Source organism: Pseudomonas sp. GD04058 (assembly GCF_029836855.1).
Taxonomy (GTDB): Bacteria; Pseudomonadota; Gammaproteobacteria; order Pseudomonadales; family Pseudomonadaceae; genus Aquipseudomonas; species Aquipseudomonas bharatica.
This window is the reverse complement of the sequence record NZ_JAOECN010000050.1, coordinates 1-22,298: the sequence shown is the minus strand read 5'-3', so window position 1 is coordinate 22,298 and position 22,298 is coordinate 1. Positions and strand designations below refer to the sequence as shown.

Genomic DNA, 22,298 nt, shown 5'->3' with positions numbered 1-22,298 from the left:
GCTCGCCCGAGGTGACTACCTATCGGTCGCTAGGCTGTGGAATATTCGCCCGTTGATCAAGGAAGTTATGCAATGAGAGTGCTGTCGCCTTCGGCGGAGAAGATTTGCCTGGTAGCTGTCGAGCAGTTCGCCGAATCCGGCTACGACGCCGCTTCGCTCAACGATATCGCCGTGGCGGTGGGTATGCGCAAACCGTCGCTGTATGCCCATTTCAGCGGCAAGGTGGACCTGTTCGAGGCGGTGTTCGAGCGGGCCATCGAGGCCGAGCGGCTCTATGTGGAAGGCTGTTTTGCCGCCGATGACGGCTTGCCGGGGGCGCTGTATGCGCAGCAGTTGTCCGAGCGCTTCCTGGCGTCGGCGCATTTGCGCTTCCTGCTGCGGGCGGCGTTCTTTCCGCCGGCGGACCTGCGGCCCCTGGTTTCCTCGGGTTTCGAGGGCTATCTGGCGCGGATGGGCGAGGTCTTCGGCAAGGCGCTGGAACGCCAGTTCCCGCAACTGGACGGGGGCAGGCGCGAGCTGTTCGTGGATGCCTATCTCGGGGTGGTCGACAGCCTGATCGTCGAGCTGATCTATGCCGGGCAGGCGGCATACGAGCGGCGGTTGCGGGCGATGTGGACGATCTTTGCGGCTTCGCTTCGCGCTTCGGTGTAGATCTTGAGGGCCTCATCGCTGGCAAGCCAGCTCCCACAATATCCGCGGCGCTGCCGAACTCTGTGGGAGCTGGCTTGCCAGCGATGAGGCCCTCAGGATTTATTAAGAAACTCAGGCCACCGCGAAGTAATGCTTCACGAAGCTCTCGCTCAGGATTTCCCACAGCACCGGCGTGCCCTTGGTCACGAACCAGCTGTCACCCACCTTGTACTCGGTGACCTGCCCGGTGCTTTCGTCGGTCAGGCGCACCGCGCCCGTTACCACCACGGCCTGTTCGTTGAACGGGTAGACCATGCGGAACCTGCCTTGGGTAGTGCCGAAATAGGCACTGCTGATGGCGTCGGTCGGTGCGCCGAAGGTCATCTTGCCGAAGGCGCGGACTTCACCTTCGAGAATCTCCGAACCGAGGTCGGCAACGGTGCCCCAGGCGTCGAGTTCGCTGAGCTGGATGTCGTGTTTGGCGGCGTGCAGGGTCATGGCAGGTTTCCTTTAAGGAGGGAAGAAAGGCTGTCATTAACGCCGTTGCAGGGGATGCTGTCTTGCCCCTCCGTGCCGGTGCATTTGATCGGTGATGCCACGCACTGTTAGCGGTCGGACTTTTTGTTAAAGTGTTAACAAGATCAACCTGAGCCCCTTATCACTTCATGTCCAGCCGTCCTCGCCAGTCCCTGACCCTGACCTTGTTGCAAGCCCGCGAAGCCGCGATGCGCTTTTTCCGTCCCTCCCTCAACGAACACGGCCTGACCGAACAGCAGTGGCGGGTGATCCGTATCCTGCGCCAGCAGGGCGAGATGGAGATCTACCGACTGGCCGACCAGGCCTGCATCCTCAAGCCGAGCATGACCGGCGTGCTGGTGCGCATGGAGGCGGCGGGACTGGTGAAACGGCGCAAGGCCGAGACTGACCAGCGGCGGGTGCTGGTGGAGCTGGCGGAGAAAGGCGAGCAATGCTTTGCCTCGATGAGCCAGTGCATGGAGGCCAACTACCAGGCATTGCAGGGGCAGTTCGGGGAGGAGAAGCTGAAGCAGTTGCTGGGGCTGCTGGATGAACTGAAGCAGGTTCGGCGGTGATCTTGAGGGCCTCATCGCTGGCAAGTCGGAGCGCCGAACCGCAGCTCCCACAGAACCCTGTGGGAGCTGGCTTGCCAGCGATGACTGACTAATAGACGCCGCCGGAGGTTGGCTCTACCACCTGGCCTTCCTTGAACTTCGCCGCCAAGCCCTGCAACCCGCGCATCAGCACCGTGGTATCCACCCCCACCGCGACGAACCTGGCCCCCAGTTCGATATAGCGCCGGGCCAGTTTCTCGTCGGCGCTGAGGATCCCCGCCGCCTTGCCGGCCTTGTTGATCCGCAGGATGGCGTCCTCGATCGCCGCTTGCACCTGCGGGTGCCCCGGATTGCCGCGATGGCCCATGGACGCACTCAAGTCCGCCGGCCCTATGAACACGCCATCGACTCCTTCCACGGCCACGATCTCGTCCAGGTTAGCCAGCGCCTCCAGGTTCTCGATCTGCACCAGCAGGCACATCTGCGCATCGGCGTGATCGAGGTACCCGGGAATGCTGTTCCAGCGCGACGCCCGCGCCAGCGCGCTACCCACGCCACGCACGCCCCTGGGCGGGTAATGCATGGCACGCACCAGTTGCCGCGCCTGCTCGGCACTGTCGACCATCGGCACCAGCAAGGTCTGCGCGCCGATATCGAGGATCTGCTTGATCAGCGCGGTGTCGCCGATTACCGGGCGGATGATCGCCTCGCTGGCATAGGGCGCCACCGCCTGCAGTTGCGCGAGCATGCCGCGCAGGTCGTTCGGCGCGTGCTCGCCGTCGATCAGCAGCCAGTCGAACCCGGCGTTGGCCGCCAGCTCTGCACAGTAGGCGTCGGCCAGGCCGAGCCACAGGCCGATCTGCGCCTGGTCCTGCTGCAGGCGCTGCTTGAAGCGGTTGATGGGCATGTCCATGGAAACCTCCTGATCAGACGAAACGGCAGGCGATGGAGCCGAGCATGTCGTAGTCGACATGGAAGGTATCGCCCGGGCGCGCCGCCACCGGGCGGGTGAAGGAGCCGCCGAGGATGATCTGCCCGGCCTCCAGGGTGACGTCGTACGGCGCCAGCTTGTTGGCCAGCCACGCCACGCCCTTGGCCGGGTGGTTGAGCACGGCGGCGGAAACCCCGGATTCCTCGATCACGCCGTTGCGGTAAAGCACTGCGGGGACCTTGCGCAGGTCGATATCGGTCGGCCGCACCGGGCGTCCGCCCATGACCACGCCGGCGTTGGCCGCGTTGTCGGAGATGGTGTCGAAGACCTTGCGGGTGACCTGGGTCTGCGGATCGACCTGCTGGATGCGCGCGTCGATGATTTCCAGGGCCGGAATCACCCACTCGGTGGCGTCGAGCACATCGAACACCGTGACATTCGGCCCCTTCAGCGGCTTGCCGAGGATGAACGCCAGCTCCACTTCCACGCGCGGCACGATGAAGCGCTCGAACGGGATGTCGCTGCCTTCCTCGAACAGCATGTCGTCCAGCAGCGCGCCGTAGTCCGGTTCGGTGATGTTGGAAGAAACCTGCATGGCGCGAGAGGTCAGGCCGATCTTGTGGCCGACCAGCTTGCGCCCGTCCTTGATCTTCTGCGCCACCCAGGCGCGCTGGATGGCATAGGCGTCCTCGATGGTGATGCCGGGGTGCTCCAGGGAAAACTGGCGCACCTGTTCGCGGTTGCGTTCGGCCCGGTCCAGTTGGGCCGCGGCGCTGAGGATCTGGCTGTGGTCGAGCATGATCGAGTCTCTTACTGAGGGTTGACGGTGACGGCGTGGGTGCGCAGCACCAGCAGGCCGCCAAGGGTGATGAAGAAGGCCAGCACGTACAGGGCAAGGCTGGCGCTGTGGGTGGTGTCGCGCATCCAGCCGATCAGGTAGGGCGCGGCGAACGAAGCGATGCTGCCGAACGAGCTGATCAGGGCGATGCCGGCGGCCTGGGTGGTGTTGGCCAGGAAGGCCGGCGGCAGTTGCCAGAACATCGGCAGGGCTGCGCTGGCGCCCATGCCGGCGACGATCAGGCCGCCCATCACCAGGGTCGGGTTCTGCGGGGCGATGCCGGCCACGGCGATGCCGACGGCGGACATCAGCAGCGGCACGCACAGGTGCCAGCGCCTTTCGCGGCGGCGGTCCGAGGAGCGCCCGCAAGCGATCATGAAGCAGCAGCCGGCCAGGTACGGCACGGCGCTGAGCAGGCCGACACGGCCGTCGCTGCCGATGCCGGCGGCATGGATCAGGGTCGGCATCCAGAAGGCCAGGGTGTTCACCGCCAGCATGACCGCGCAGTACACCGCCACCAGCAGCCAGACCCGGGCGTCGCCGAGGATGCCGCTGAAGGAAGTGATCGACTTGCGTTGCTCTTCCTTGTCCAGCTCGTCGCGCAGGCTTTGCTTTTGTTCGGCGCTCAACCAGTCGACACTGGCGAAGCTGTCCGGCAGGCACTTGAGGACGACCATGCCGAGCAGGATGACCGGAGCACCCTCGATCAGGAACATCCACTGCCAGCCGCGCAGGCCGGCGGCGTCGTGGAACAGCTCGAGAATGCCGCCCGACAGCGGCCCGCCGATCACCCCGGCCATGGGCACGGCGATGGCGAACAGCGCGGTGATCCCGGCGCGGCGCCGGGCGGGATACCAACGGTTGAGGTAGACCAGGATGCCCGGGAAGAACCCGGCCTCGGCCACGCCCAGGAGGAAGCGCAGCACATAGAAGCCGGTGGGCGTCTGCACCAGCAGCATGCTGGTCGAAAGCGCGCCCCAGACCACCATCAGCGTGGCGATCCAGCGCCGCGGGCCGAAGCGATCCAGGGCAATATTGCTCGGCACGCCGAACAGTGCATAGGCAATGAAGAACAGTCCGGCGCCGAAGCCGTACACGGTGTCGCTGAAGTGCAGGTCGGTGCTCATCTGCATCTTGGCGAAGCCGATGTTGATGCGGTCGAGGTGGGCGAACAGGTAACACACCAGCAACAGCGGCATCAGCCGCCAGGTCACGGTGGAATGGGTCGAATCCTGACGGGCAAGGGTGACGCTATCTGCGGTATTGGCTGTGCTCATGATCTTGTACTTTTTGTCAGAGTGGCCATGGGGAGTTCAGGCGGGGAGGTCAACCCGCCTGGTTGTCGAGAAACGCGTGGACGTTGTTCTGCTTGAAGTTGAGTTGCGGGTGCAGTTCGCTCATCTCGAACGACAGGGCCAGCAAGCGCTCGGCCTGCAGGGCGGCGAAGTGTTCGGTGATGACGGCAAAGAGCTGTTCGGCGACTTTCGTGCGGGTTTCCAGGTCGCGGCCGTGGCCAACCTTCAGGGTCATATGAACGAAGGCGTAGTCGTGCTTGCCGTCGGCCATGCGCCAGGTGTCCAGGCGCACCGCGCGGCTGCGGATGCCGCCCAAAGGAAACACGCCGCTGGCGCCGAGGGTGGCGTGGACCTTCTCGAACAGGCCCGGCAGGTCGGCCCGGGCTTCGATGTTGTCGGTGATTTCAGCGATGAAATGGGGCATGGGGCTTCCTTGGAATCAGAGCGGGAAAATAGCGTTGATCTGCCCGGTGCCGGAGCTGCCGAAGGCCTCGGTCAGGACCTCCACCGGCTTGTCGTAGTTGGCGCCGCCGAGCAGGCCGAGGAGCATCGCGGTGTCGTGCATGCCGCCTTCGCCGTAGCAGGCCGTGGCGTAGTCGGGGAGCATTGCGCAGAACTCCTTGAAGCGACCCTGCTTCCACAGTTCCACCACGCGCAGGTCGACCTGCTTGTCGAATTCGCGGGTCCAGTTGTGGATGTTGGCTTCGGCGTTGCGGTCGTCGGAGAAACGGTGGGAGAGGGAGCCGGAGGCCAGCACCAGGACCTTGCGGTCGCTCTTGTCGATGGCCCGGCGCACGGCGGCGCCGAAGGCCAGGCTGTCCTCCAGACGGTGCCAGGCGCACCAGGCGGCGATGGACACCACCTTCAGGCGTTCTTCCTCCGGCACGCCCATATGCATGTAGCGCATCGGCACCAGGGTGCCGTATTCCAGCTCCAGGCTCGGGATATTGTGGGCCTGGGTACGCACACCGGCGGCGTTGGCCTCGGCGGCGATCAGTTCGCCCAGTTCAGGGCAGCCGGGATACTCGAAGGCCATGTCCTTGATGAAATGCGGCAGTTCGTTGCTGGTGTAGACGCCTTTGAAATGCTCGCCGCAGTTGATGTGGTAGGCGCTGTTGACCAGCCAGTGCACATCGAACACCACCGCGGTATCGGCGCCCAGTTCGCGGGCGCGGCGGCCGATTTCCTTGTGCCCGGCGATGGCCGCTTCACGACAGCCGTGGTGCTTGCCGGGCAGCTCCGACAGGTACATCGAGGGGACGTGGCAGACCTTGGCTGCCAGGACGACTTCGCCCATGGTGGAACTCCTGGTTTCTTGTTGGTTGCACGGTCCCTGTGGGAGCTGGCTTGCCAGCGATAGGGCCATCAGCAGCACCTCAGGGGGTCAGCCAGGGCCTCATCGCTGGCAAGCCAGCTCCCACAGGGATTGGGGTTGCCTCAGGTTTTCAGGCAACCTCGTCTACCGGTCACACACCCCAACGCGGAATGTGGTGGCTGCCCATCGAGATGCACACGTTCTTGATCTCGGCGAACACCTCGAAGCTGTACTGGCCGCCTTCGCGACCGGTACCCGAGCCCTTCACGCCGCCAAACGGCTGGCGCAGGTCGCGGACGTTCTGGCTGTTGATGAACACCATGCCGGCCTCGATGCCACGGGCCAGGCGGTGGGCCTTGCCGATGTCCTGGGTCCAGATGTACGAGGCCAGGCCGTACTCGGTGTCGTTGGCCAGTTGCAGCGCTTCGGCCTCGTCCTTGAACGGGATCAGGCAAACCACCGGGCCAAAGATCTCTTCCTGGGCGATGCGCATCTTGTTGTTCACATCGGCGAACACGGTCGGCTGGATGAACTGGCCCTTGGCGAGGTGCGCCGGCAGGTTGGCCGGGCGCTCCAGGCCACCGGCGAGCAGGGTGGCGCCTTCCTCGATACCGATGCGGATGTAGCCGGTGACCTTGTCGTAGTGCGCCTGGGTGATCATCGAGCCGACCTGGGTTTTCGGATCGGTCGGATCGCCCACGATCAGTCGCTTGGCGCGCGCCGCGAACTCGGCGACGAACTGCGGGTACACGCTTTCCTGGATGAAGATCCGGCTACCGGCGGTGCAGCGCTCGCCGTTGAGCGAGAAGATGGTGAACAGCGCGGCGTCCAATGCGCGCTCCAGGTCGGCATCCTCGAAAATCAGCACCGGCGACTTGCCGCCCAGTTCCATGGAGTACTTCTTCAGGCCGGCGGTCTGCATGATCTTCCTGCCGGTGGCGGTACCGCCGGTGAAGGAGATCGCGCGCACGTCCGGGTGGCGCACCAGGGCGTCGCCGGCGGTGGCGCCGTAACCCTGGATCACGTTGAGCACGCCATTGGGAATGCCGGCTTCGACGGCCAAGCGGCCCAGTTCGTTGGCGGTCAGCGGCGACAGTTCGCTCATCTTCAGCACCGCGGTGTTGCCCAGGGCCAGGCACGGCGCGGTCTTCCAGGTGGCGGTCATGAACGGCACGTTCCACGGCGACACCAGGCCACACACACCGACCGGCTGGTATAGGGTGTAGTTGAGCATCTGGTCGTCGACCGGGTAGGTATGGCCGTCCATGCGCGTGCAGACTTCGGCGAAGAAATCGAAGTTGTGCGAGGCGCGCGGGATCAGCACGTTCTTGGTTTGGTGGATCGGCAGGCCGGTGTCCAGGGTTTCCAGCTCGGCCAGTTGCGGTACGTTCTGGTCGATCAGTTCACCCAGCTTGCGCATCAGCCGCGCGCGTTCCTTGGCCGGGGTGTTGGCCCATTTCGGGAAGGCTTCCTTGGCCGCCGCAACGGCCTGGGCCACTTCCTCGGCACCGCCGCTGGCGACTTCGCCAATGGCTTCGCCGGTGGCCGGGTTGTAGTTGACGAAGGTGTCCTTGCTCTCGACCTCGCGGCCGTTGATCCAATGCTTGATCATGCTGCTCATGCCTCTTTTTTGTATTGGGCGAAGAACTCGGCTTCGCTGACGATGCGGTTGACCAGGCGGCCGACACCTTCCACTTCCACCACCACTTCATCGCCCGGCACCACGTCGGCCAGGCCTTCCGGGGTGCCGGTGGCGATCATGTCGCCGGGTTGCAGGGTCATGAAGCTGGACAGGTATTCGATCAGGTAGGGGATGTCGAAGATCATGTCGCGGGTCGTGCCTTCCTGTTTCAGCTCACCGTTGATCCAGGTGCGCAGGGTCAGGCTGGACGGGTCCGGCACATCGGCGACGTCCACGATCCACGGGCCGACCGGGGTGGTGCAGTCGCGGTTCTTCACCCGCAGGTTGGGCCGGTAGTAGTTCTCCAGGTAGTCGCGGATGGCGTAGTCGTTGCAGACCGTGTAGCCGGCCAGGTACTCCAGGGCGTCCTCGCGCTTGACGTTGCGCGCCGGCTTGCCGATCACCGCCACCAGCTCGCACTCGTAGTGCATGTACTTGATGTTGTCCGGGCGCCAGGTGACCTGGTTGTGGCCGGTGTAGGTGCCGGGCGACTTGACGAACGCCAGCGGCTCGGTTGGCGGGGCGAAGGCCAGTTCGGCGGCGTGGTCGGCGTAGTTCAGGCCGAGGGCGAACATGCTGCCGTTGGCAGGCGGCAACCACTCGACCTGGTCTTCGCCGAGCAGCCTGCCATCGGCCAGGCGCACGGCGTTGTCGGCTTCCACGGTCACCGCGTGGACTTCACCCTGGAAACGGATACGAGCGTGTTTCATCAGTGGGCCTCCTGTTCGGCGACGATGGGATTGGCCAGGCGCCCCAGCCCGGTGATTTCGATTTCGACCTGGTCGCCCGGCTGCACATCGACACGGCCTTCAGGGGTGCCGGTGATCAGCACGTCGCCTTCATGCAGGGTCATGAACTCGGTGATTTCGGCGATCAGTTGCGCAATGCCGCGCACCAGGTTGGCGGTGCTGTTCTGCTGGCGGACTTCGCCGTTGATGAACAGGCGGATGTCCAGGGCATGCGGGTCGGCGATCTGTGCCACCGGCACCAGCTCCGGGCCGATCACGCAGAAACCGTCACGGCACTTGGCCTTGACCGCCGGGCGGTAGTAGCTCTCTTCCGGCAGGCTGAATTCGTTGACGATGGTGAAGCCGGCAACGTGGTCCAGGGCCTGTTCGGCGCTGACCCGGGTGGCGCGCTTGCCGATCACCACGCCCAGGGCGGGGCCGGCCTGCAGGCGCTCGACGCCCTTGGGATAGACCACTGGCTGGCCGTGGCCATTGCGGGTGTTGGGGGTCTTGATGAACAGCACCGGCTTGACCGGTGGCTTCTGGTACGGCGCCTGTTCGAATTCGGCGAGACGCTGTTCCAGCAGCCCCTTGTAGTTCAGCGCAACGCCGAACAGGGTGCCGGTGGCAACGTCATGCAGGGCACGGCTCATGCTCTTCTCCTGGCAGTGGGCGGGACGACACGGGGTGCCCCACGTGGGTAATTGTTAATGTGTTAACGTTATAATTAAGATGTTAACGAAATGCAAGCTGCCGATCGCCGGGCGCAGGGGTAAGCTGGCGGGCAGAACAAGAAAGCGGCAAGAGGTGAGGGCAGTCATGAGCGATCGCACGCCGATCCCCAACATCAACATCGGCCAGGTCTACGACCAGCGCTACAGCGACTCGGAAGTGCATTACGACAAGCTCGGCAACCTGGCCGGGTTTTTCGGGCGCAACATGCCGGTGCACCGCCATGACCGGTTTTTCCAGGTGCACTACGTCAAGTCGGGGACGGTGCGGGTCTACCTGGACGACCAGCAATACGTCGAGTCCGGGCCGATGTTCTTCCTGACGCCGCCGACCATTCCCCACTCGTTCGTCACCGAGGCGGATGCCGACGGGCATGTGCTGACGGTGCGCCAGCAACTGGTGTGGCAGTTGCTCGAAGCCGACCCCGGCCTGGCGCCGGGAGCCCAGGTGGCGCCGGCCTGCGTGGCCTTGAGTGGCCTGGAAGGCAAGTTCGCCGTCGAGGCGCAGCGCCTGGAAGTGATGTTCGACCTGTTGCATAGGGAAGTGGAAGGAACCGAGGCGGGCAGGGAGGCGGCGCTGCACAGCCTGACCCGGCTGCTGATGACCAGCCTGCTGCGCCTGTGTGCCAGGTCACTGCCGGCGCGGACCACGCGGCATGAGGACTTGCACATCTTCCATCGCTTCAATGAGCTGATCGAAGCGCATTACCTGGAGCACTGGCCGCTGTCGCGCTATGCCGAAGGCATCGGGGTGACCGAGGCGCGGCTGAACGATGTCTGCCGGCGAATCGCCGACCTGCCGTCCAAGCGCCTGGTGCTGGAAAGGGTGATGCAGGAGGCCAGGCGGCTGCTGCTGTTCACCGGAAGCTCGGCGAACGAGATCTGCTACAGCCTGGGGTTCAAGGATCCGGCGTATTTCAGCCGGTTCTTCATGAGGTATGCGCAGGTGACGCCGGGGGAGTACCGGTTGCGGCAGGGCGGGTTGCGCTAGGGTGTTCTCTCGGGCCTCATCGCTGGCAAGCCAGCTCCCACAGGTATAGTGCCGCTCTTGAGAGCAGTGGTGACCCTGTGGGAGCTGGCTTGCCAGCGATGAGGCCCGAAACAGCAATAAAGAGCTATCAGCCAGCCACTTTAAGCCCAGGCAAAGCAGCCCGCTTCAACGCCTCCCGCTCCCCGCGGAAATGCGGAAGGATATGCTCCCCCAACCGATAAGCCTCCTCCAGATGCGGATACCCCGCCAGGAAGAACACATCGATCCCCAGTTCGTTGTACTCGCGGATCCGCGCCACCACGTTTTCATAGCTCCCCACCAGCGCCAGCCCCGGCGGAATGCCGATGTAGCCGAAGCCGGCCCAGACGTTCGGGTAGATGAAGAAGTCGTCGAAGCGCTTGCTCTGCTCGCGGTCGCCGTATTCTTCCTCATAACTTAGCTTGCGCGCGGTGCGCAGCCCGGCATGGGCCGCCGCGGCCTTGATGGTGTTCTTCGCCACGCCTTCGTTGAAGAAGCGCCGGGCCTCGGCATGGGCCAGTTCCTCGGTCTCGCGGGTGATCACATCGATGGACAGCCCGAAGCGAATATCACTGCGCCCGTATTTCAATGCCCGCTCGCGGATATCGGCAATCAGTTCACGAATCTTGTCCGGATGCTCGGCACGCATCAGGTAGAAGTCGGCATGCTTGGCGGCGAACTCCCGCGCCGGGATCGACGATCCGGCGGTGCAGATCAGCGGCAGTTCGGCCTTTTTCTGCGGGCCGCGCAACCCGCCGCCGCCAGCCTTGAAGAAGCGCCCGTCGTAATGGAAGTTCTCCGAGTTCCAGTAGCCGCGCACCACGTCCATGAACTCGGTGGCGCGCTCGTAGCGCTCGTCATGCTCGAAGAAATCCCCGACCTGGCGCTGCACCGCATCCGAGCCACCGTTGATGATGTTCCAGATCAGCCGGTTGCCGGTGGCCCGCTGGTAGGTGGCGGCCTGCTGCACCGCGACCCACGGCGTGTAGTGGTACGGCTGGAAGGCGGCCACGTAGTTCAGCGTGCGGGTTTCCCGGGCCAGCAGCGAGCAGACGGTCCAGGGTTCTTCGCCATAGGGCGCGTTGACCATCAGCACGCCGCCGAAGCCATTGATTTCCGCGGCCTTGGCGATCTGCCCCAGGTAGTCGATGTAGGTGAAGTGGTCACCGACGCGAAAGCCCGACACCGCGCCGGTGCTGTCGCCACCGGGGTGCCAGTCGCCGCGGTTGCGCGGGTCGCCCGGGAGGAACTGGGTTTCGCCGTGCAAGGGCAGGCGGGTGAAGAATTCGATACTCATGGGGCGCTGTCCTTATTGCACGCTGGGGTTGCAGATGGGGGCGACGGTTTCGCCGGCGAAGACCTTGCGGGCGAACGGCAGCGAGTCCTTGAGCGAGGCATTGACCGTCTCGCTATGGCCCAGCCCCTTGTACAGATGGCCCTCGACCACCGAGCCGGCCTTGCAGGCGTCCTGCATCAGGGCAACCTGGGTCGAGGCGGCGGGGGTCTTGTCCTCGGCGCCGGTGCCGATGAAGATCGGTTGCGCCAGCTTCAGGGTCGGGTAGCTGACCTGGGCCTGCCAGGCCTTCAGTTGCTCGCCGTCATTGGCTTTGCGCGTATTGGCCGGGGTCAGGCCGGTGCCGATCACGTCGGCGGTCAGTTGCGCCAGGCAACTGGTGCGGGCCTGTTCGAACAGCGGCAGGGCCTTGTCGGTGTAGTAGTCGCGCGGGTCGATCTTCGGGTTGTACTGCTGCGCCGCGAGCAGGGTGTAGAAACCGTAGGCGAGGGCGGCATCGACCTTGTTCGGGTCCTGCTCGCCGACGTTCTTGCTGCCGACGGTGTAGATCACCCCGGTGCCGACGCTGCCCTTCAGGCCCAGGTCCGGCGCGTAGATCGGTGCATAGGCGGCTGCGGCGAAGGCGCCGGCGCCGCCCTGGGACTGGCCGAGCACCAGCACCTTGTTGGCCAGGCCCGGGACGCCGGCGATCACCGCCTTGGCGGCGTCGAGAATGCCGTAGGCGGCCATGCGGTTGTTCAGCAGCGGATGGCCGCCGGGGACGCCGAGGCCCTGGTAGTCGGTGGCGACGATGGCATAGCCTTCGTTCAGCCAGCGCGCCAGGTACTGCACGTCACGATAGGAGCGCCCCGACCAGGACGGCGCGCAGATATCCGCCACGCCAACCGTGCCATGGCCCCAGGTCACTACCGGCCAGCCACCTTCCGGCGCCTTGCCGTGGGGAATGAACAGCGCGCCGGAAACGGCGATCGGCGTCTTGCCGTCGATACCGTCGGTGGAGCTGTAGAGGATGCGCAGTTGCGAGGCGGCGCCGGGCAGGCTGAGGGTCTGCTCCAGGGGTTCGCTGCGCAGCAGTTTGCCCGGGGTGGCGGGAATTGCCTTGTCGAAGGTGTAGAACGCCGAGACCCGGCCGTCGCCTTGCAGCGGATCGGGCTTGGGTGCATAGGTTTCGGCGGCCAGGGCAGTCAGTGACAGGGTCAGCAGGCTGAGGCCGACGGTGAGGGCGTGGGGCAGTTTCATGAAGGGTCCTTGAACGAAACGACGGTCGATGCCCATGCCCTGAGCGAAAGGCATGCCAGTTATCCGGGAAAGCCCCGCAGGCCTTGCCTGGCGCGGCTTCGAGCCGGGCGGCCGGACGCCGGTGGCGGTCGCTGTGCTGACCAGGGAGCACCTCGGTGCTGGCTGATTGCTGCTGGAGCAGCAATCGACACGCTTGATTCTTTTGGGAATATCCAAATGCAAATTAATAATTATTTGTTCTAATTTGTTTCGTGCACTATGAAGGCGCGCCACCCATGCCAGGAATGCCTTCTATGTCGCTGATTACCCATCCCAATGCCCGCGAGCTGACCAAATCCGTTCGCGCTACCGTCCTGGTGTTCAAGGACCCGCGCTCCCAGGAACTGCTCAGCCGCATCGAGCGCCTGGCGCCCAGCGAAGCCAATACGCTGATCATCGGCGAGACCGGGACCGGCAAGGAGCTGGTGGCGCGACATATCCATCAACTCAGCCGCCGTGGCCGCGAACCGTTCGTGGCGGTGAACTGTGGCGCCTTCGCCGAAACCCTGGTGGAAAGCGAGCTGTTCGGCCACGAGAAAGGCGCCTTCACCGGGGCGACCAATGCCAAGGCCGGCTGGTTCGAAGCGGCCAACGGCGGCACGTTGTTCCTCGACGAGATCGGCGACCTGCCGTTGAACATGCAGGTCAAGTTGCTGCGGGTGTTGCAGGAGCGCGAGGTGGTGCGCCTGGGCTCGCGCACGCCGATCCCGATCAACGTGCGCCTGGTTGCCGCCACCAACGTCAACCTGGCCGACGCGGTGGTGGCGGGGAATTTCCGCGAGGACCTGTTCTACCGCCTGCACGTGGCGACCATTCGCCTGCCGCCACTGCGCGAGCGGCCTGGGGATATCCTGCCCCTGGCCGAGTTCTTCCTTGAGGAACACTGCCAGCGCCTGGGCTACAACCGCGCCAGCCTGAGCCCGGAAAGCGAACGCAAGCTGCTGTCCCACAGCTGGCCGGGGAACATCCGCGAACTGGAAAACGCCATCCACCACGCCTTGCTGGTGTGCCGCCAGCAACGGGTGCAGCCGGGGGACCTGCACTTGGTGGACATGCGTCCGACCGGCGTGAGGCACGAGGAGCACGCACTGCCGCAACGCCTGCCAGCCGCGCCGCCCGATCTGGAAGCGGCGTTGACGGCGCTGTTCGAACAGAACATCCCCGACCTCTACGAGCATATCGAGGAGACCGTGTTCCGCACCGCCTACCGTTTCTGCCACGGCAACCAGTTGCAGACCGGGCGCTTGCTGAACATCAGCCGCAATATCGTCCGCGCGCGGCTGGAGAAGATCGGTGAACTGCGCAGCAACAGCGCCTGATCAGATAAAGCGGGTCAGCAGCCAGTACAAGGTGCCGGACAGCAGGATCGACATCGGCAGGGTCAGGATCCAGGCCATCGCCAGGTTGCGGATGGTCCTGCCCTGTACGCCGGAGCCGTTGGCGACCATGGTCCCGGCCACCCCTGAAGACAGCACGTGGGTGGTGGACACCGGCAGGCCGAAATGGTCCGCGGCGCCTATGGTGCACATGGCCACCAGTTCCGCCGAGGCGCCCTGGGCGTAGGTCAGGTGGGTCTTGCCGATCTTCTCGCCGACGGTCACCACGATGCGCTTCCAGCCGACCATGGTGCCCAGGCCAAGGGCCAGGGCCACGGCCACCTTGACCCAGAGCGGAATGAAGCGCGTGGCATCGTCGATCGCCCCCTTGAACTGCTGCACGGTCTGGCGCGTGGCGGCATCCACGTCCAGCAGCCCGTGCTTGTCCATCAGGCGGATCGCCTCGCTGGTCAGGTACATGTCGTTGCGCACGTTGCTCACCGCCTCGGCGGGAATGCCGGCGATGCCATAGCTATCCACCTGGTGACCAATGTCCCCGGCCAGCGCGGCGAGCGCCGGAACCAGCAGGGGGCTGGCTTGCGGAGTGCGGATGAACTGGGTCAGGACCTCGCGTGGTTTCGCGCTCAGCAGGGGTTCGGTTATGTAGCCCGAGAGTGCCTGGCGCGTGTCCTCGGCGACCACGACGAATTGCTGCGATTGTTCCTCCGGCATGGTCCGGTTCAACGCGTAGGCCATGGGCAGGGTGCCGACCAGGATCAGCATGATCAGGCCCATGCCTTTCTGTCCGTCGTTGGAACCGTGGGCGAAGGACACGCCTGTGCAGGTGACGATCAGCAGGCTGCGGATCCACAGCGGCGGCGGCTGGTCGCCCTTTGGCGCTTCGTATAGGGCGCGGTTCTTCACCAGCTTGCGCAGGCCCAGCAACAGCACGGCGGCGCAGGCGAAACCGAGGATCGGCGAAAACAGCAGGGCATAGCCGACCTTGCCGGCCTGGGCCCAGTCGACACCGGAGGTGCCGTCGCGCCCGTGCATCAGCGCATTGGCCACGCCGACGCCGATGATCGAGCCGATCAGGGTGTGCGAGGAGGACGCCGGCAGGCCCAGCCACCAGGTGCCGAGGTTCCAGATGATCGCCGCCAGCAACAGGGCGAAGACCATGGCGAAGCCGGCCGAGGAGCCAACCTGGAGAATCAGTTCCACCGGCAGCAGGGCGATGATGCCGAAGGCCACCGCGCCGCTGGAAAACAGCACGCCAAGAAAATTCCACAACCCCGACCAGACCACGGCGAAGCGCGCCGGCAGGGAGTTGGTGTAGATCACCGTGGCCACTGCATTGGCGGTGTCGTGGAAACCATTGACGAATTCGAAGCCCAGGGCGATCAGCAGCGCCAGGCCGAGCAGCAGGAAAGGGGTCCAGGTGGTGATCACCGTGCCGCTGGCGTCGATATCGCGTAGCAGGCTCCAGGCGGTGTAGAGCAGGGCGCCGATCAGCAGGCTGCAGAAAACCACGGCGGGGGTTCGGCTCGAGCGGGAGCCGGCGGAGGGTGTAGCGAGCACGGCCGAGGGAGCGGCGGCGCTGGTCTGGGTAGTCATGAACGGGTCCGGGGGCGACATTTTCAGGCTCCTGCCTGTACCAGGGCAGCGTACTAGCATAGGCACTGATCGAGCTGACGCCAGTCAATGAAAGCGGGTGTAAGCTCCATTGATTTCAGTGATGGAGGGGTGGCTCATGATCCGTTGGCGACAGGTCCTTGCAGCATCGACCGGGCAGCACGCGCCATGACCCTGCAACTGCGCCGGGCCGGCGAGCTCGACCTGCCCTTTGCCCGTGACCTGACCCGGCGCGGCATGCTGCGCTACTACTGCGAATTCGACCTGCTGTGGCAGGACGAGGCCTTCGACCAGGCCTGGGGCTGGCGCGAGCAGTGGCTGGTCATGGACGACGAACGGCGCCTGGGCTTTTGCAGCCTCAGCCAGGACATGCGTGCGTTGTATATCCGCGAACTGCATATAGCCCGGGAGTGCCACGGTCGAGGCACAGGCACCTGGGTATTGCGCGAATTGAACGCCTGGGCGGCGCAGCGGCGGTTGTCGTGGCTGCGTTTGACCGTATTCAAAACCAATCCGGCCCGTCAGCTTTATCTGCGTGAAGGATTTCGCGAAGAAGGCACCGAGGAATGCTTCATCCGCATGCAGCGCAGCGTCCGCTGACACCCTTCGAAAGGCGTAGGATGGCTTGTGCAGAACTTCGCCGCGCAGGCATAGTTCACGCTTGTTGACGGTGCAGTGGATGTACCGGGTTTCCTACCCGCTATCGGGTGTTTTGCAAAGGATTATGTATTCGTATGAAGGGTATTGGACTACGTCTCAGGGAAGAACGTGAACGCCTCGGCCTCACCCAGCGGGCATTTGGCGACATCGGCGGGGTCGAGCCCAACGCCCAGGGCAAATATGAAAGTGGCGAGCGCACCCCGCGTGCGGACTATCTCGCAGCGGTCGCGGCACGCGGGGTGGACGCCCTCTATGTGCTCAGCGGCGTGCCCACGCCGGCAACCCTCGACGATCTTCGCCCCGGCGAAAACCATCTGCTCGACTGCTACCGGCGCTTGCAACCGGCGGATCAGCAGGCTGTAAGACATCTCCTGGAGAGCTTGGCGGGCAATGCCGTGTCGCCTGTAGGCAAAGTGGCATCGGCTTGATACGACAGAGCGAAACCGGAGCGTCGAAAAAATGAAATCTGACGTCATATTCGTGACGCAATCTGTTAGGTCCCCCCTGCGATTTTTTGATAAGGTGGCCGGATCCAATTCAGACCGTAAGGCGAGGTGTCTGCTTGATTAGGGTTCTGGTGGTCGATGATCACGATCTGGTACGTACCGGTATAACCCGCATGCTGGCCGACATCGACGGTCTGCAGGTGGTGGGCGAGGCCGACTCCGGCGAAGAAGCGCTGAAGAAGACCCGCGAACTGAAGCCGGACGTGGTCCTGATGGACGTGAAAATGCCCGGAATCGGTGGCCTCGAAGCCACCCGCAAGCTGTTGCGCAGTCACCCCGACATCAAGGTGGTAGCGGTCACCGTCTGTGAAGACGATCCGTTCCCCACCCGCCTGCTCCAGGCCGGCGCCGCCGGTTACCTGACCAAGGGCGCGGGGCTGGAGGAAATGGTCCAGGCCATTCGCCTGGTGTTTGCCGGGCAGCGTTACATCAGCCCGCAGATTGCCCAGCAACTGGCACTCAAATCCTTCGAGCCGAAGAACGCATCGCCGTTCGACAGCCTGTCGGAGCGGGAAATCCAGATCGCCCTGATGATCGTCGGTTGCCAGAAGGTGCAGATCATTTCCGACAAGCTGTGCTTGTCGCCGAAAACGGTGAACACGTACCGTTACCGCATCTTCGAAAAACTCTCGGTCACCAGCGATGTGGAGCTCACGTTGCTGGCGGTCCGCCACGGTATGGTTGATGCCAACCTCTGAACATGACCCCCGCGTTTGATCCAAGTGCTTTTCTGGCGACCTGCAGCGGCCGTCCGGGTGTCTACCGGATGTTCGACGCTGGCGGTCGCCTGCTTTATGTAGGCAAGGCCAAGAATCTCAAGAAACGCCTGGCCAGCTATTTCCGCAAAACCGGCCTGGCACCCAAGACCGCTGCGCTGGTCGGGCATATCGCCAGTGTCGAGACCACCATCGTCTCCAGCGAGACCGAGGCGCTGCTGCTCGAGCAGACGCTGATCAAGGAATGGCGCCCGCCCTACAACATCCTGCTGCGCGATGATAAATCCTACCCCTACGTTTTCCTGTCCGACGGCGAGTTCCCGCGGCTGGGCATCCACCGTGGGGCCAAGAAGCAGAAGGGCAGGTACTTCGGGCCCTATCCCAGTGCCGGCGCGATCCGCGAAAGCCTGAGCCTGTTGCAGAAGACCTTCCACGTTCGCCAGTGCGAGGACAGCTACTACGCCAACCGCACCCGGCCGTGCCTGCAATACCAGATCAAGCGCTGCAAGGGGCCGTGCGTCGGCCTGGTAGACAGCCAGGAGTACGCCGACGATGTACGCCACTCGGTGATGTTCCTCGAAGGCCGCAGCCATCAACTGACCAACGAGCTCAACGCCGACATGGAGAAGGCGGCCATGTCCCTGGAATTCGAAAAGGCCGCCGAGCTGCGCGACCAGATCGCCCTGCTGCGCCGGGTCCAGGACCAGCAAAGCATGGAGGGCGGCAGCGGCGACGTCGATGTGGTCGCGGCGTTCGTCAACCCGGGCGGCGCCTGCGTGCACCTGATCAGCGTGCGCGGCGGGCGGGTGCTGGGCAGCAAGAACTTCTTTCCCCAGGTGGGCATCGAGGAGGAGGTGGCCGAGGTCATGTCGGCCTTCCTGTCCCAGTACTACCTGGGCAACTCCGAGCGCGAGCTGCCTGCGGAACTGATCGTCAACGTGGTGCACGAAGACTTCGATGCCCTGCGCGACGCCGTGGAAACCCTGCGCGGCCGTGAGTTGAGCATCAGCCACCGGGTGCGTGGCACCCGCGCCCGCTGGCAGCAACTGGCGGTGACCAACGCCGAGCAGGCATTGATGGCCCGTCTTGCCAACCGCCAGCATATGGCGGCGCGTTTCGAGGCCCTGGCCGAGGTGCTCGGTCTGCCCGAGGTGCCGCAGCGCCTGGAGTGCTACGACATCAGCCACTCCAGCGGCGAAGCCACGGTGGCCTCGTGCGTGGTGTTCGGCCCGGAAGGCCCGCTGAAGTCGGATTACCGCCGTTTCAATATCGAAGGCGTCACCGCCGGCGACGACTATGCCGCCATGCAGCAGGCCCTGACCCGGCGCTATGGGCGGATCAAGGACGGCGAGGGCAAATTGCCGGACGTGCTGCTGGTGGATGGCGGCAAGGGCCAGCTGAACATGGCCCGGGAAGTGATGCAGGCGCTGCTGGTGCCCGACCTGACCCTGCTCGGCGTGGCCAAGGGCGTAACGCGCAAGGCCGGTTTCGAAACGCTTTACCTCAACGATGTGCAGCATGAATTCACCTTGCGCGGCGACTCCCCGGCATTGCACCTGATCCAGCAGATCCGCGACGAGGCCCACCGTTTCGCCATCACCGGCCACCGCGCCCGGCGTGGCAAGGCGCGGCGCACGTCGAGCCTGGAAGATGTCGCCGGGGTCGGGCCGAAGCGCCGCCGCGACCTGCTGAAACATTTCGGCGGCCTGCAGGAATTGTCCCGTGCCAGTGCGGAAGAAATCGCCAAGGCGCCGGGAATCAGCAAAAAGCTCGCCGAGTCGATTTATGACAGCCTGCATAGCGAGTAGAATCCTCCGCTCACCTTGTGGCCAGTTGTCCTGATGAATATCCCGAATCTGCTTACAGTTCTTCGTGTCCTGCTCATCCCGATCTTCATTCTGCTGTTCTATCTCCCGTATCACTGGAGCTACGTAGCAGCCAGCAGCGTGTTCGCCATCGCCGCCGCCACCGACTGGCTCGATGGCTACCTGGCCCGGCGCCTGCAGCAGAGCACGCCGTTCGGCGCCTTCCTCGACCCGGTGGCGGACAAACTGATGGTTGCCGTGGCGCTGGTGCTGCTGGTGCAGGTCCACGCCAACCTGTGGCTGACCCTGCCGGCGGCGGTGATCATCGGCCGCGAGATCGTGGTCTCGGCGTTGCGCGAATGGATGGCGGAGCTGGGGGCGAGGGCGCATGTCGCGGTTTCCAACCTGGGCAAATGGAAGACTGCGGCGCAGATGCTGGCGCTGGTCATCCTCCTGGCCAACCCACCGGCCTTCACCGCCTGGGTAGTGCTCGGCTATGCCTTGCTGATGATCGCGGCGGGCCTGACCCTGTGGTCCATGCTGCATTACCTTCGTGCCGCCTGGCCGCACCTGCGCGAAGGCTCCGAGAAAAAATAAAGTTTTTTGAATCAAGGGCTTGACGATATATTTCAAGTCTATACAATGCCCACCATCAAGACGACGCGGGAATAGCTCAGTTGGTAGAGCACGACCTTGCCAAGGTCGGGGTCGCGAGTTCGAGTCTCGTTTCCCGCTCCAAGTATTGTGTTTCAGAGCTCCATAGAGGTCTGAAACAGCTGAAAATAGGGCCTTCGGGCCCTTTTTTCGTTCCACGGAAAACCACCGAAAACCGGTAGCATCCAAGATTTTTAAGTACACGATTGAGTACACGAAATCCGGAGGTGCCCTGAAGCGGTTTTCAACTGGAGACACTTGGGTCGCGTGACAAAGCATCTGGTTCCTGGCCCAGCTCAGGAGCTTGATATGTCTCTTTCAGAAGCCGCAGTTCGGCAAGCCCGGACTACCGGCAATCCCTACTCCCTCACTGATGGCGATGGACTGTCCCTATTCGTCAGCAAAGGGGGCAGCAAGATCTGGCACTTCCGCTACTACTGGTTAGGCAAGCAGCAGCGCATTTCGCTGGGTAGCTATCCCCAAATCTCCCTCAAAGAAGCTCGCATCAAGCGAGAAGAGGCGCGGGGGCTTGTGGCGGATGGCATCAACCCATGCGATCAGCGAAAGGAACAAAAACGCGTTGCCAGGGAGATGGCTGATCATGTTTTTGCTGCCGTCTTCAATCAGTGGTACGCATTTGAATGTATAGGCTGTGGGATGTTTCCGAGTGTGCATAACCCTCAGCTCTCAGTGGGTTCGAGGTAGGCTTGGGAGAAGAACCTCATCTGCTAGGCTTTGTATGAAAATCTTTGAAAACCCGCCAACACCCCAGTCCGCCTGAGTTTCCGTAGAGTTCTGGCCTTTTCAGCGCAGGACTCTGCCATGCCTAAACAGCGATACGAAATCTCCGACGCCGACTGGGAGTTGATCGCCGATCTCTTCAATACACCTCGCCGTACCGGACGTCCACGAGCTGATGCTCAACGGTGTGTTCTGGGTGCTCTGCTCCGGCGCTACGTGGCGTGACATGCCTGAGCGATACGGCCCTTGGTCCACGGTTAATCAGCGGTTTCGAGACTGGCGAAACCAAGGCACCTTCAACAAGATGCTCAGGCCTGAAGGAAGGGCGAGCGGTGGCGCAAGACTTTGGCCAATCCTCCCTGGGGTGGCAGAAAAGTAAAGGAACTGAAGGTATATCGTTCGGCTCTTAATTATGATCTGTAGGAAGCATGAGGTGGTTATGCCATGTATGATGAAGTTTGGTGGATTTTCAGGGATACCGCCTACGGCTCAAACCCAAAAAAAGCAGAGAGTTTATGAGCCAATGCAACGACCACGGGGAGGAGGATAACGAAGGCACCAAAGTGGATGTATTTGAAGTTTAAGATTGGCCCGAACTTCCTGTTAATGGCCCGTGTGATCAGTTGGAGAGTGAAGATAGCTGCGAGTGCGATTACGAAACCAAAAATAATTGTCATAAGTGTTTCCGTGGAGAGTAGTCCGGTGATCCTTGGTGAATTGCCTATGAATAAGCAGAGACACCAAGGTGTAGGTTTAATTGATTCTGGGCGGTGCTACTGGCCGCTCACCCGAGGGTAATTCCCCGTTGCAACACCAGTTGCGAATGAACCCGCACCATACGAAAACGCTTGGACTACACCCATCGGTCCCGAAATAAAACCTAGTCCAGCACCTGCTGCGGTCCAAAGGAGTGCTTCCCCAGCATTGAAGGTGCCCCCTCCCAGGAGCGTACCGACATAACCCGCGGCGCCGGAAGCGGCACCTGCAATTGCTCCAGGGATCGCATAAGCCCCGCCAACTTCGTCAAATTCTTCGGGTGTTAGTTCTCGCATTGCTATCTCTCCTTGAGATTGGTGGTGTAAAAATTGAGCTATAAATTCTTAATGACTATCGAGGGCGTGTGGCGTCTGTTCTGATCTCACAGCGAAACCCTCCAGGTTTTTTTTATTGAATAATCAGTTTTCCTGTGCGCCCAAAAGAGTTCTGTCACTCCTTTGCTCTTCAGGTGTTTTTTGATGGCCGCCCGAGACTCCATCACCCCCCCGCATGGAAAGCAGAAATCAATCAACCAGGTTTTCCCACCTTCATTCCATTCTGATGGGTGCAGAAGGAAATCTTTGTTATTCAACAGTCGGTGCTCAGTGTCCGGTGCTAGATGTGCCCAAGTTACGTAGCCTATTGGTCTTGCTGTGTTGTCGAATAAGAATAGGATCTGCTGGTGGTCAATTGCAGGTGTTATCCAAAAATT

At 63.1% G+C, this 22,298-nt stretch carries 23 protein-coding genes, 1 tRNA gene and 1 pseudogene; 12 read left to right on the top strand and 13 right to left on the bottom strand.

The features are described 5' to 3' along the window. Nucleotides 1–72: 72 nt before the first annotated feature. Entirely contained in the window at nucleotides 73–651 is a 579-nt protein-coding gene (locus tag N7650_RS25335) for a TetR/AcrR family transcriptional regulator (RefSeq protein WP_009394241.1), read from the top strand. Between the two features lie 111 nt (nucleotides 652–762). On the opposite strand, the gene N7650_RS25330 is transcribed toward N7650_RS25335, so the two are convergent. Further along, entirely contained in the window at nucleotides 763–1,128 is a 366-nt protein-coding gene (locus N7650_RS25330) for a cupin domain-containing protein (RefSeq protein WP_009394240.1), read from the bottom strand. Nucleotides 1,129–1,295: 167 nt separating this feature from the next. Between N7650_RS25330 and hpaR the strand changes: the two genes are divergently transcribed. Next, entirely contained in the window at nucleotides 1,296–1,721 is a 426-nt protein-coding gene (gene hpaR, locus N7650_RS25325) for a homoprotocatechuate degradation operon regulator HpaR (protein ID WP_009394239.1), read from the top strand. An 88-nt stretch (nucleotides 1,722–1,809) separates the two neighbouring features. On the opposite strand, the gene hpaI is transcribed toward hpaR, so the two are convergent. The 8 genes from hpaI to N7650_RS25285 all read right to left on the bottom strand — a co-directional run bounded on the left by hpaI (nucleotide 1,810) and on the right by N7650_RS25285 (nucleotide 9,141). Then, nucleotides 1,810–2,613, bottom strand: a complete 804-nt coding sequence (hpaI, locus tag N7650_RS25320) for a 4-hydroxy-2-oxoheptanedioate aldolase (RefSeq protein WP_009394238.1) — start codon at nucleotides 2,611–2,613, stop codon at nucleotides 1,810–1,812. A gap of 13 nt (nucleotides 2,614–2,626) precedes the next feature. Continuing rightward, on the bottom strand, nucleotides 2,627–3,430 hold the full coding sequence (hpaH, locus tag N7650_RS25315) for a 2-oxo-hept-4-ene-1,7-dioate hydratase (RefSeq protein WP_009394236.1): 804 nt from the start codon (nucleotides 3,428–3,430) through the stop codon (nucleotides 2,627–2,629). A gap of 11 nt (nucleotides 3,431–3,441) precedes the next feature. Further along, nucleotides 3,442–4,746: an MFS transporter gene (locus N7650_RS25310; RefSeq protein ID WP_279900516.1), complete on the bottom strand. Its 1,305-nt coding sequence runs from the start codon at nucleotides 4,744–4,746 to the stop codon at nucleotides 3,442–3,444. A 49-nt stretch (nucleotides 4,747–4,795) separates the two neighbouring features. After that, nucleotides 4,796–5,188 (bottom strand): 6 5-carboxymethyl-2-hydroxymuconate delta-isomerase, encoded by a 393-nt coding sequence (locus N7650_RS25305; protein ID WP_009394234.1) that lies wholly within the window; start codon nucleotides 5,186–5,188, stop codon nucleotides 4,796–4,798. Nucleotides 5,189–5,203: 15 nt separating this feature from the next. Continuing rightward, nucleotides 5,204–6,061 carry a 3,4-dihydroxyphenylacetate 2,3-dioxygenase gene (hpaD, locus tag N7650_RS25300; RefSeq protein ID WP_009394233.1) on the bottom strand — a complete coding sequence of 286 codons (858 nt, stop codon included), beginning with the start codon at nucleotides 6,059–6,061 and terminating at the stop codon, nucleotides 5,204–5,206. A gap of 169 nt (nucleotides 6,062–6,230) precedes the next feature. Continuing rightward, a complete protein-coding gene (gene hpaE / locus N7650_RS25295; protein ID WP_009394232.1) occupies nucleotides 6,231–7,691 on the bottom strand; it encodes a 5-carboxymethyl-2-hydroxymuconate semialdehyde dehydrogenase in 1,461 nt (486 codons plus the stop codon). Nucleotides 7,692–7,696: 5 nt separating this feature from the next. Beyond that, nucleotides 7,697–8,470 (bottom strand): fumarylacetoacetate hydrolase family protein, encoded by a 774-nt coding sequence (locus N7650_RS25290; protein WP_009394231.1) that lies wholly within the window; start codon nucleotides 8,468–8,470, stop codon nucleotides 7,697–7,699. After that, complete coding sequence (locus N7650_RS25285; RefSeq protein ID WP_279900515.1) at nucleotides 8,470–9,141, bottom strand: fumarylacetoacetate hydrolase family protein; 672 nt, start codon at nucleotides 9,139–9,141, stop codon at nucleotides 8,470–8,472. The genes N7650_RS25290 and N7650_RS25285 overlap by 1 nt, the downstream gene beginning before the upstream one ends. A 166-nt stretch (nucleotides 9,142–9,307) precedes the next feature. On the opposite strand from N7650_RS25285, the gene hpaA reads away from it, so the two are divergent. Further along, complete coding sequence (gene hpaA, locus N7650_RS25280) at nucleotides 9,308–10,210, top strand: 4-hydroxyphenylacetate catabolism regulatory protein HpaA (protein ID WP_279900514.1); 903 nt, start codon at nucleotides 9,308–9,310, stop codon at nucleotides 10,208–10,210. Nucleotides 10,211–10,337: 127 nt separating this feature from the next. On the opposite strand, the gene N7650_RS25275 is transcribed toward hpaA, so the two are convergent. Both N7650_RS25275 and N7650_RS25270 read right to left on the bottom strand, forming a co-directional pair. Then, a complete protein-coding gene (locus tag N7650_RS25275) occupies nucleotides 10,338–11,525 on the bottom strand; it encodes an LLM class flavin-dependent oxidoreductase (RefSeq protein WP_279900512.1) in 1,188 nt (395 codons plus the stop codon). Nucleotides 11,526–11,537: 12 nt separating this feature from the next. Then, the gene (locus tag N7650_RS25270; RefSeq protein ID WP_009394227.1) at nucleotides 11,538–12,761 is read right to left on the bottom strand and encodes a lipase family protein; all 1,224 of its coding nucleotides are present in this window, start codon (nucleotides 12,759–12,761) and stop codon (nucleotides 11,538–11,540) included. Between the two features lie 293 nt (nucleotides 12,762–13,054). Between N7650_RS25270 and N7650_RS25265 the strand changes: the two genes are divergently transcribed. Continuing rightward, nucleotides 13,055–14,119, top strand: a complete 1,065-nt coding sequence (locus N7650_RS25265) for a sigma-54 dependent transcriptional regulator (RefSeq protein ID WP_009394226.1) — start codon at nucleotides 13,055–13,057, stop codon at nucleotides 14,117–14,119. On the opposite strand, the gene N7650_RS25260 is transcribed toward N7650_RS25265, so the two are convergent. Continuing rightward, entirely contained in the window at nucleotides 14,120–15,751 is a 1,632-nt protein-coding gene (locus N7650_RS25260) for an inorganic phosphate transporter (protein ID WP_279900510.1), read from the bottom strand. 165 nt (nucleotides 15,752–15,916) lie between these two features. Between N7650_RS25260 and N7650_RS25255 the strand changes: the two genes are divergently transcribed. The 8 genes and pseudogenes from N7650_RS25255 to N7650_RS25220 all read left to right on the top strand — a co-directional run. Further along, entirely contained in the window at nucleotides 15,917–16,348 is a 432-nt protein-coding gene (locus tag N7650_RS25255) for a GNAT family N-acetyltransferase (protein ID WP_009394224.1), read from the top strand. Between the two features lie 134 nt (nucleotides 16,349–16,482). Then, nucleotides 16,483–16,836, top strand: a complete 354-nt coding sequence (locus N7650_RS25250) for a helix-turn-helix domain-containing protein (RefSeq protein WP_009394223.1) — start codon at nucleotides 16,483–16,485, stop codon at nucleotides 16,834–16,836. A 134-nt stretch (nucleotides 16,837–16,970) separates the two neighbouring features. Further along, nucleotides 16,971–17,612 carry a UvrY/SirA/GacA family response regulator transcription factor gene (uvrY, locus tag N7650_RS25245; RefSeq protein WP_009394222.1) on the top strand — a complete coding sequence of 214 codons (642 nt, stop codon included), beginning with the start codon at nucleotides 16,971–16,973 and terminating at the stop codon, nucleotides 17,610–17,612. A 2-nt stretch (nucleotides 17,613–17,614) separates the two neighbouring features. Next, complete coding sequence (uvrC, locus tag N7650_RS25240) at nucleotides 17,615–19,438, top strand: excinuclease ABC subunit UvrC (RefSeq protein WP_009394221.1); 1,824 nt, start codon at nucleotides 17,615–17,617, stop codon at nucleotides 19,436–19,438. A gap of 33 nt (nucleotides 19,439–19,471) precedes the next feature. Next, nucleotides 19,472–20,032 carry a CDP-diacylglycerol--glycerol-3-phosphate 3-phosphatidyltransferase gene (pgsA, locus tag N7650_RS25235; RefSeq protein ID WP_009394220.1) on the top strand — a complete coding sequence of 187 codons (561 nt, stop codon included), beginning with the start codon at nucleotides 19,472–19,474 and terminating at the stop codon, nucleotides 20,030–20,032. Between the two features lie 65 nt (nucleotides 20,033–20,097). Beyond that, a tRNA-Gly gene (locus tag N7650_RS25230) sits at nucleotides 20,098–20,173 on the top strand. A 225-nt stretch (nucleotides 20,174–20,398) separates the two neighbouring features. Beyond that, nucleotides 20,399–20,794 (top strand): Arm DNA-binding domain-containing protein, encoded by a 396-nt coding sequence (locus tag N7650_RS25225; protein ID WP_009394219.1) that lies wholly within the window; start codon nucleotides 20,399–20,401, stop codon nucleotides 20,792–20,794. A 117-nt stretch (nucleotides 20,795–20,911) separates the two neighbouring features. Further along, nucleotides 20,912–21,140, top strand: a pseudogene (locus tag N7650_RS25220) (transposase); the annotation flags it as partial. 828 nt (nucleotides 21,141–21,968) lie between these two features. On the opposite strand, the gene N7650_RS25215 reads toward N7650_RS25220, so the two are convergent. Beyond that, on the bottom strand, nucleotides 21,969–22,298 hold a 330-nt coding region (locus N7650_RS25215), incomplete at its 5' end, for a toxin-activating lysine-acyltransferase (RefSeq protein ID WP_279900508.1).

Excerpts from the sequence above, each read along its gene's own strand:
- N7650_RS25290 (WP_009394231.1), bottom strand. The coding sequence starts at position 8,470 with ATGAAACACGCTCGTATCCGTTTCCAGGGTGAAGTCCACGCGGTGACC.
- hpaH (WP_009394236.1), bottom strand. The coding sequence starts at position 3,430 with ATGCTCGACCACAGCCAGATCCTCAGCGCCGCGGCCCAACTGGACCGG.
- N7650_RS25255 (WP_009394224.1), top strand. The coding sequence starts at position 15,917 with ATGACCCTGCAACTGCGCCGGGCCGGCGAGCTCGACCTGCCCTTTGCC.
- N7650_RS25270 (WP_009394227.1), bottom strand. The coding sequence starts at position 12,761 with ATGAAACTGCCCCACGCCCTCACCGTCGGCCTCAGCCTGCTGACCCTG.
- pgsA (WP_009394220.1), top strand. The coding sequence starts at position 19,472 with ATGAATATCCCGAATCTGCTTACAGTTCTTCGTGTCCTGCTCATCCCG.
- N7650_RS25250 (WP_009394223.1), top strand. The coding sequence starts at position 16,483 with ATGAAGGGTATTGGACTACGTCTCAGGGAAGAACGTGAACGCCTCGGC.
- N7650_RS25285 (WP_279900515.1), bottom strand. The coding sequence starts at position 9,141 with ATGAGCCGTGCCCTGCATGACGTTGCCACCGGCACCCTGTTCGGCGTT.
- N7650_RS25335 (WP_009394241.1), top strand. The coding sequence starts at position 73 with ATGAGAGTGCTGTCGCCTTCGGCGGAGAAGATTTGCCTGGTAGCTGTC.
- N7650_RS25265 (WP_009394226.1), top strand. The coding sequence starts at position 13,055 with ATGTCGCTGATTACCCATCCCAATGCCCGCGAGCTGACCAAATCCGTT.
- N7650_RS25225 (WP_009394219.1), top strand. The coding sequence starts at position 20,399 with ATGTCTCTTTCAGAAGCCGCAGTTCGGCAAGCCCGGACTACCGGCAAT.
- N7650_RS25275 (WP_279900512.1), bottom strand. The coding sequence starts at position 11,525 with ATGAGTATCGAATTCTTCACCCGCCTGCCCTTGCACGGCGAAACCCAG.
- hpaE (WP_009394232.1), bottom strand. The coding sequence starts at position 7,691 with ATGATCAAGCATTGGATCAACGGCCGCGAGGTCGAGAGCAAGGACACC.
- hpaD (WP_009394233.1), bottom strand. The coding sequence starts at position 6,061 with ATGGGCGAAGTCGTCCTGGCAGCCAAGGTCTGCCACGTCCCCTCGATG.
- N7650_RS25305 (WP_009394234.1), bottom strand. The coding sequence starts at position 5,188 with ATGCCCCATTTCATCGCTGAAATCACCGACAACATCGAAGCCCGGGCC.
- hpaR (WP_009394239.1), top strand. The coding sequence starts at position 1,296 with ATGTCCAGCCGTCCTCGCCAGTCCCTGACCCTGACCTTGTTGCAAGCC.
- hpaA (WP_279900514.1), top strand. The coding sequence starts at position 9,308 with ATGAGCGATCGCACGCCGATCCCCAACATCAACATCGGCCAGGTCTAC.
- uvrC (WP_009394221.1), top strand. The coding sequence starts at position 17,615 with ATGACCCCCGCGTTTGATCCAAGTGCTTTTCTGGCGACCTGCAGCGGC.
- N7650_RS25330 (WP_009394240.1), bottom strand. The coding sequence starts at position 1,128 with ATGACCCTGCACGCCGCCAAACACGACATCCAGCTCAGCGAACTCGAC.
- hpaI (WP_009394238.1), bottom strand. The coding sequence starts at position 2,613 with ATGGACATGCCCATCAACCGCTTCAAGCAGCGCCTGCAGCAGGACCAG.
- N7650_RS25260 (WP_279900510.1), bottom strand. The coding sequence starts at position 15,751 with ATGTCGCCCCCGGACCCGTTCATGACTACCCAGACCAGCGCCGCCGCT.
- N7650_RS25310 (WP_279900516.1), bottom strand. The coding sequence starts at position 4,746 with ATGAGCACAGCCAATACCGCAGATAGCGTCACCCTTGCCCGTCAGGAT.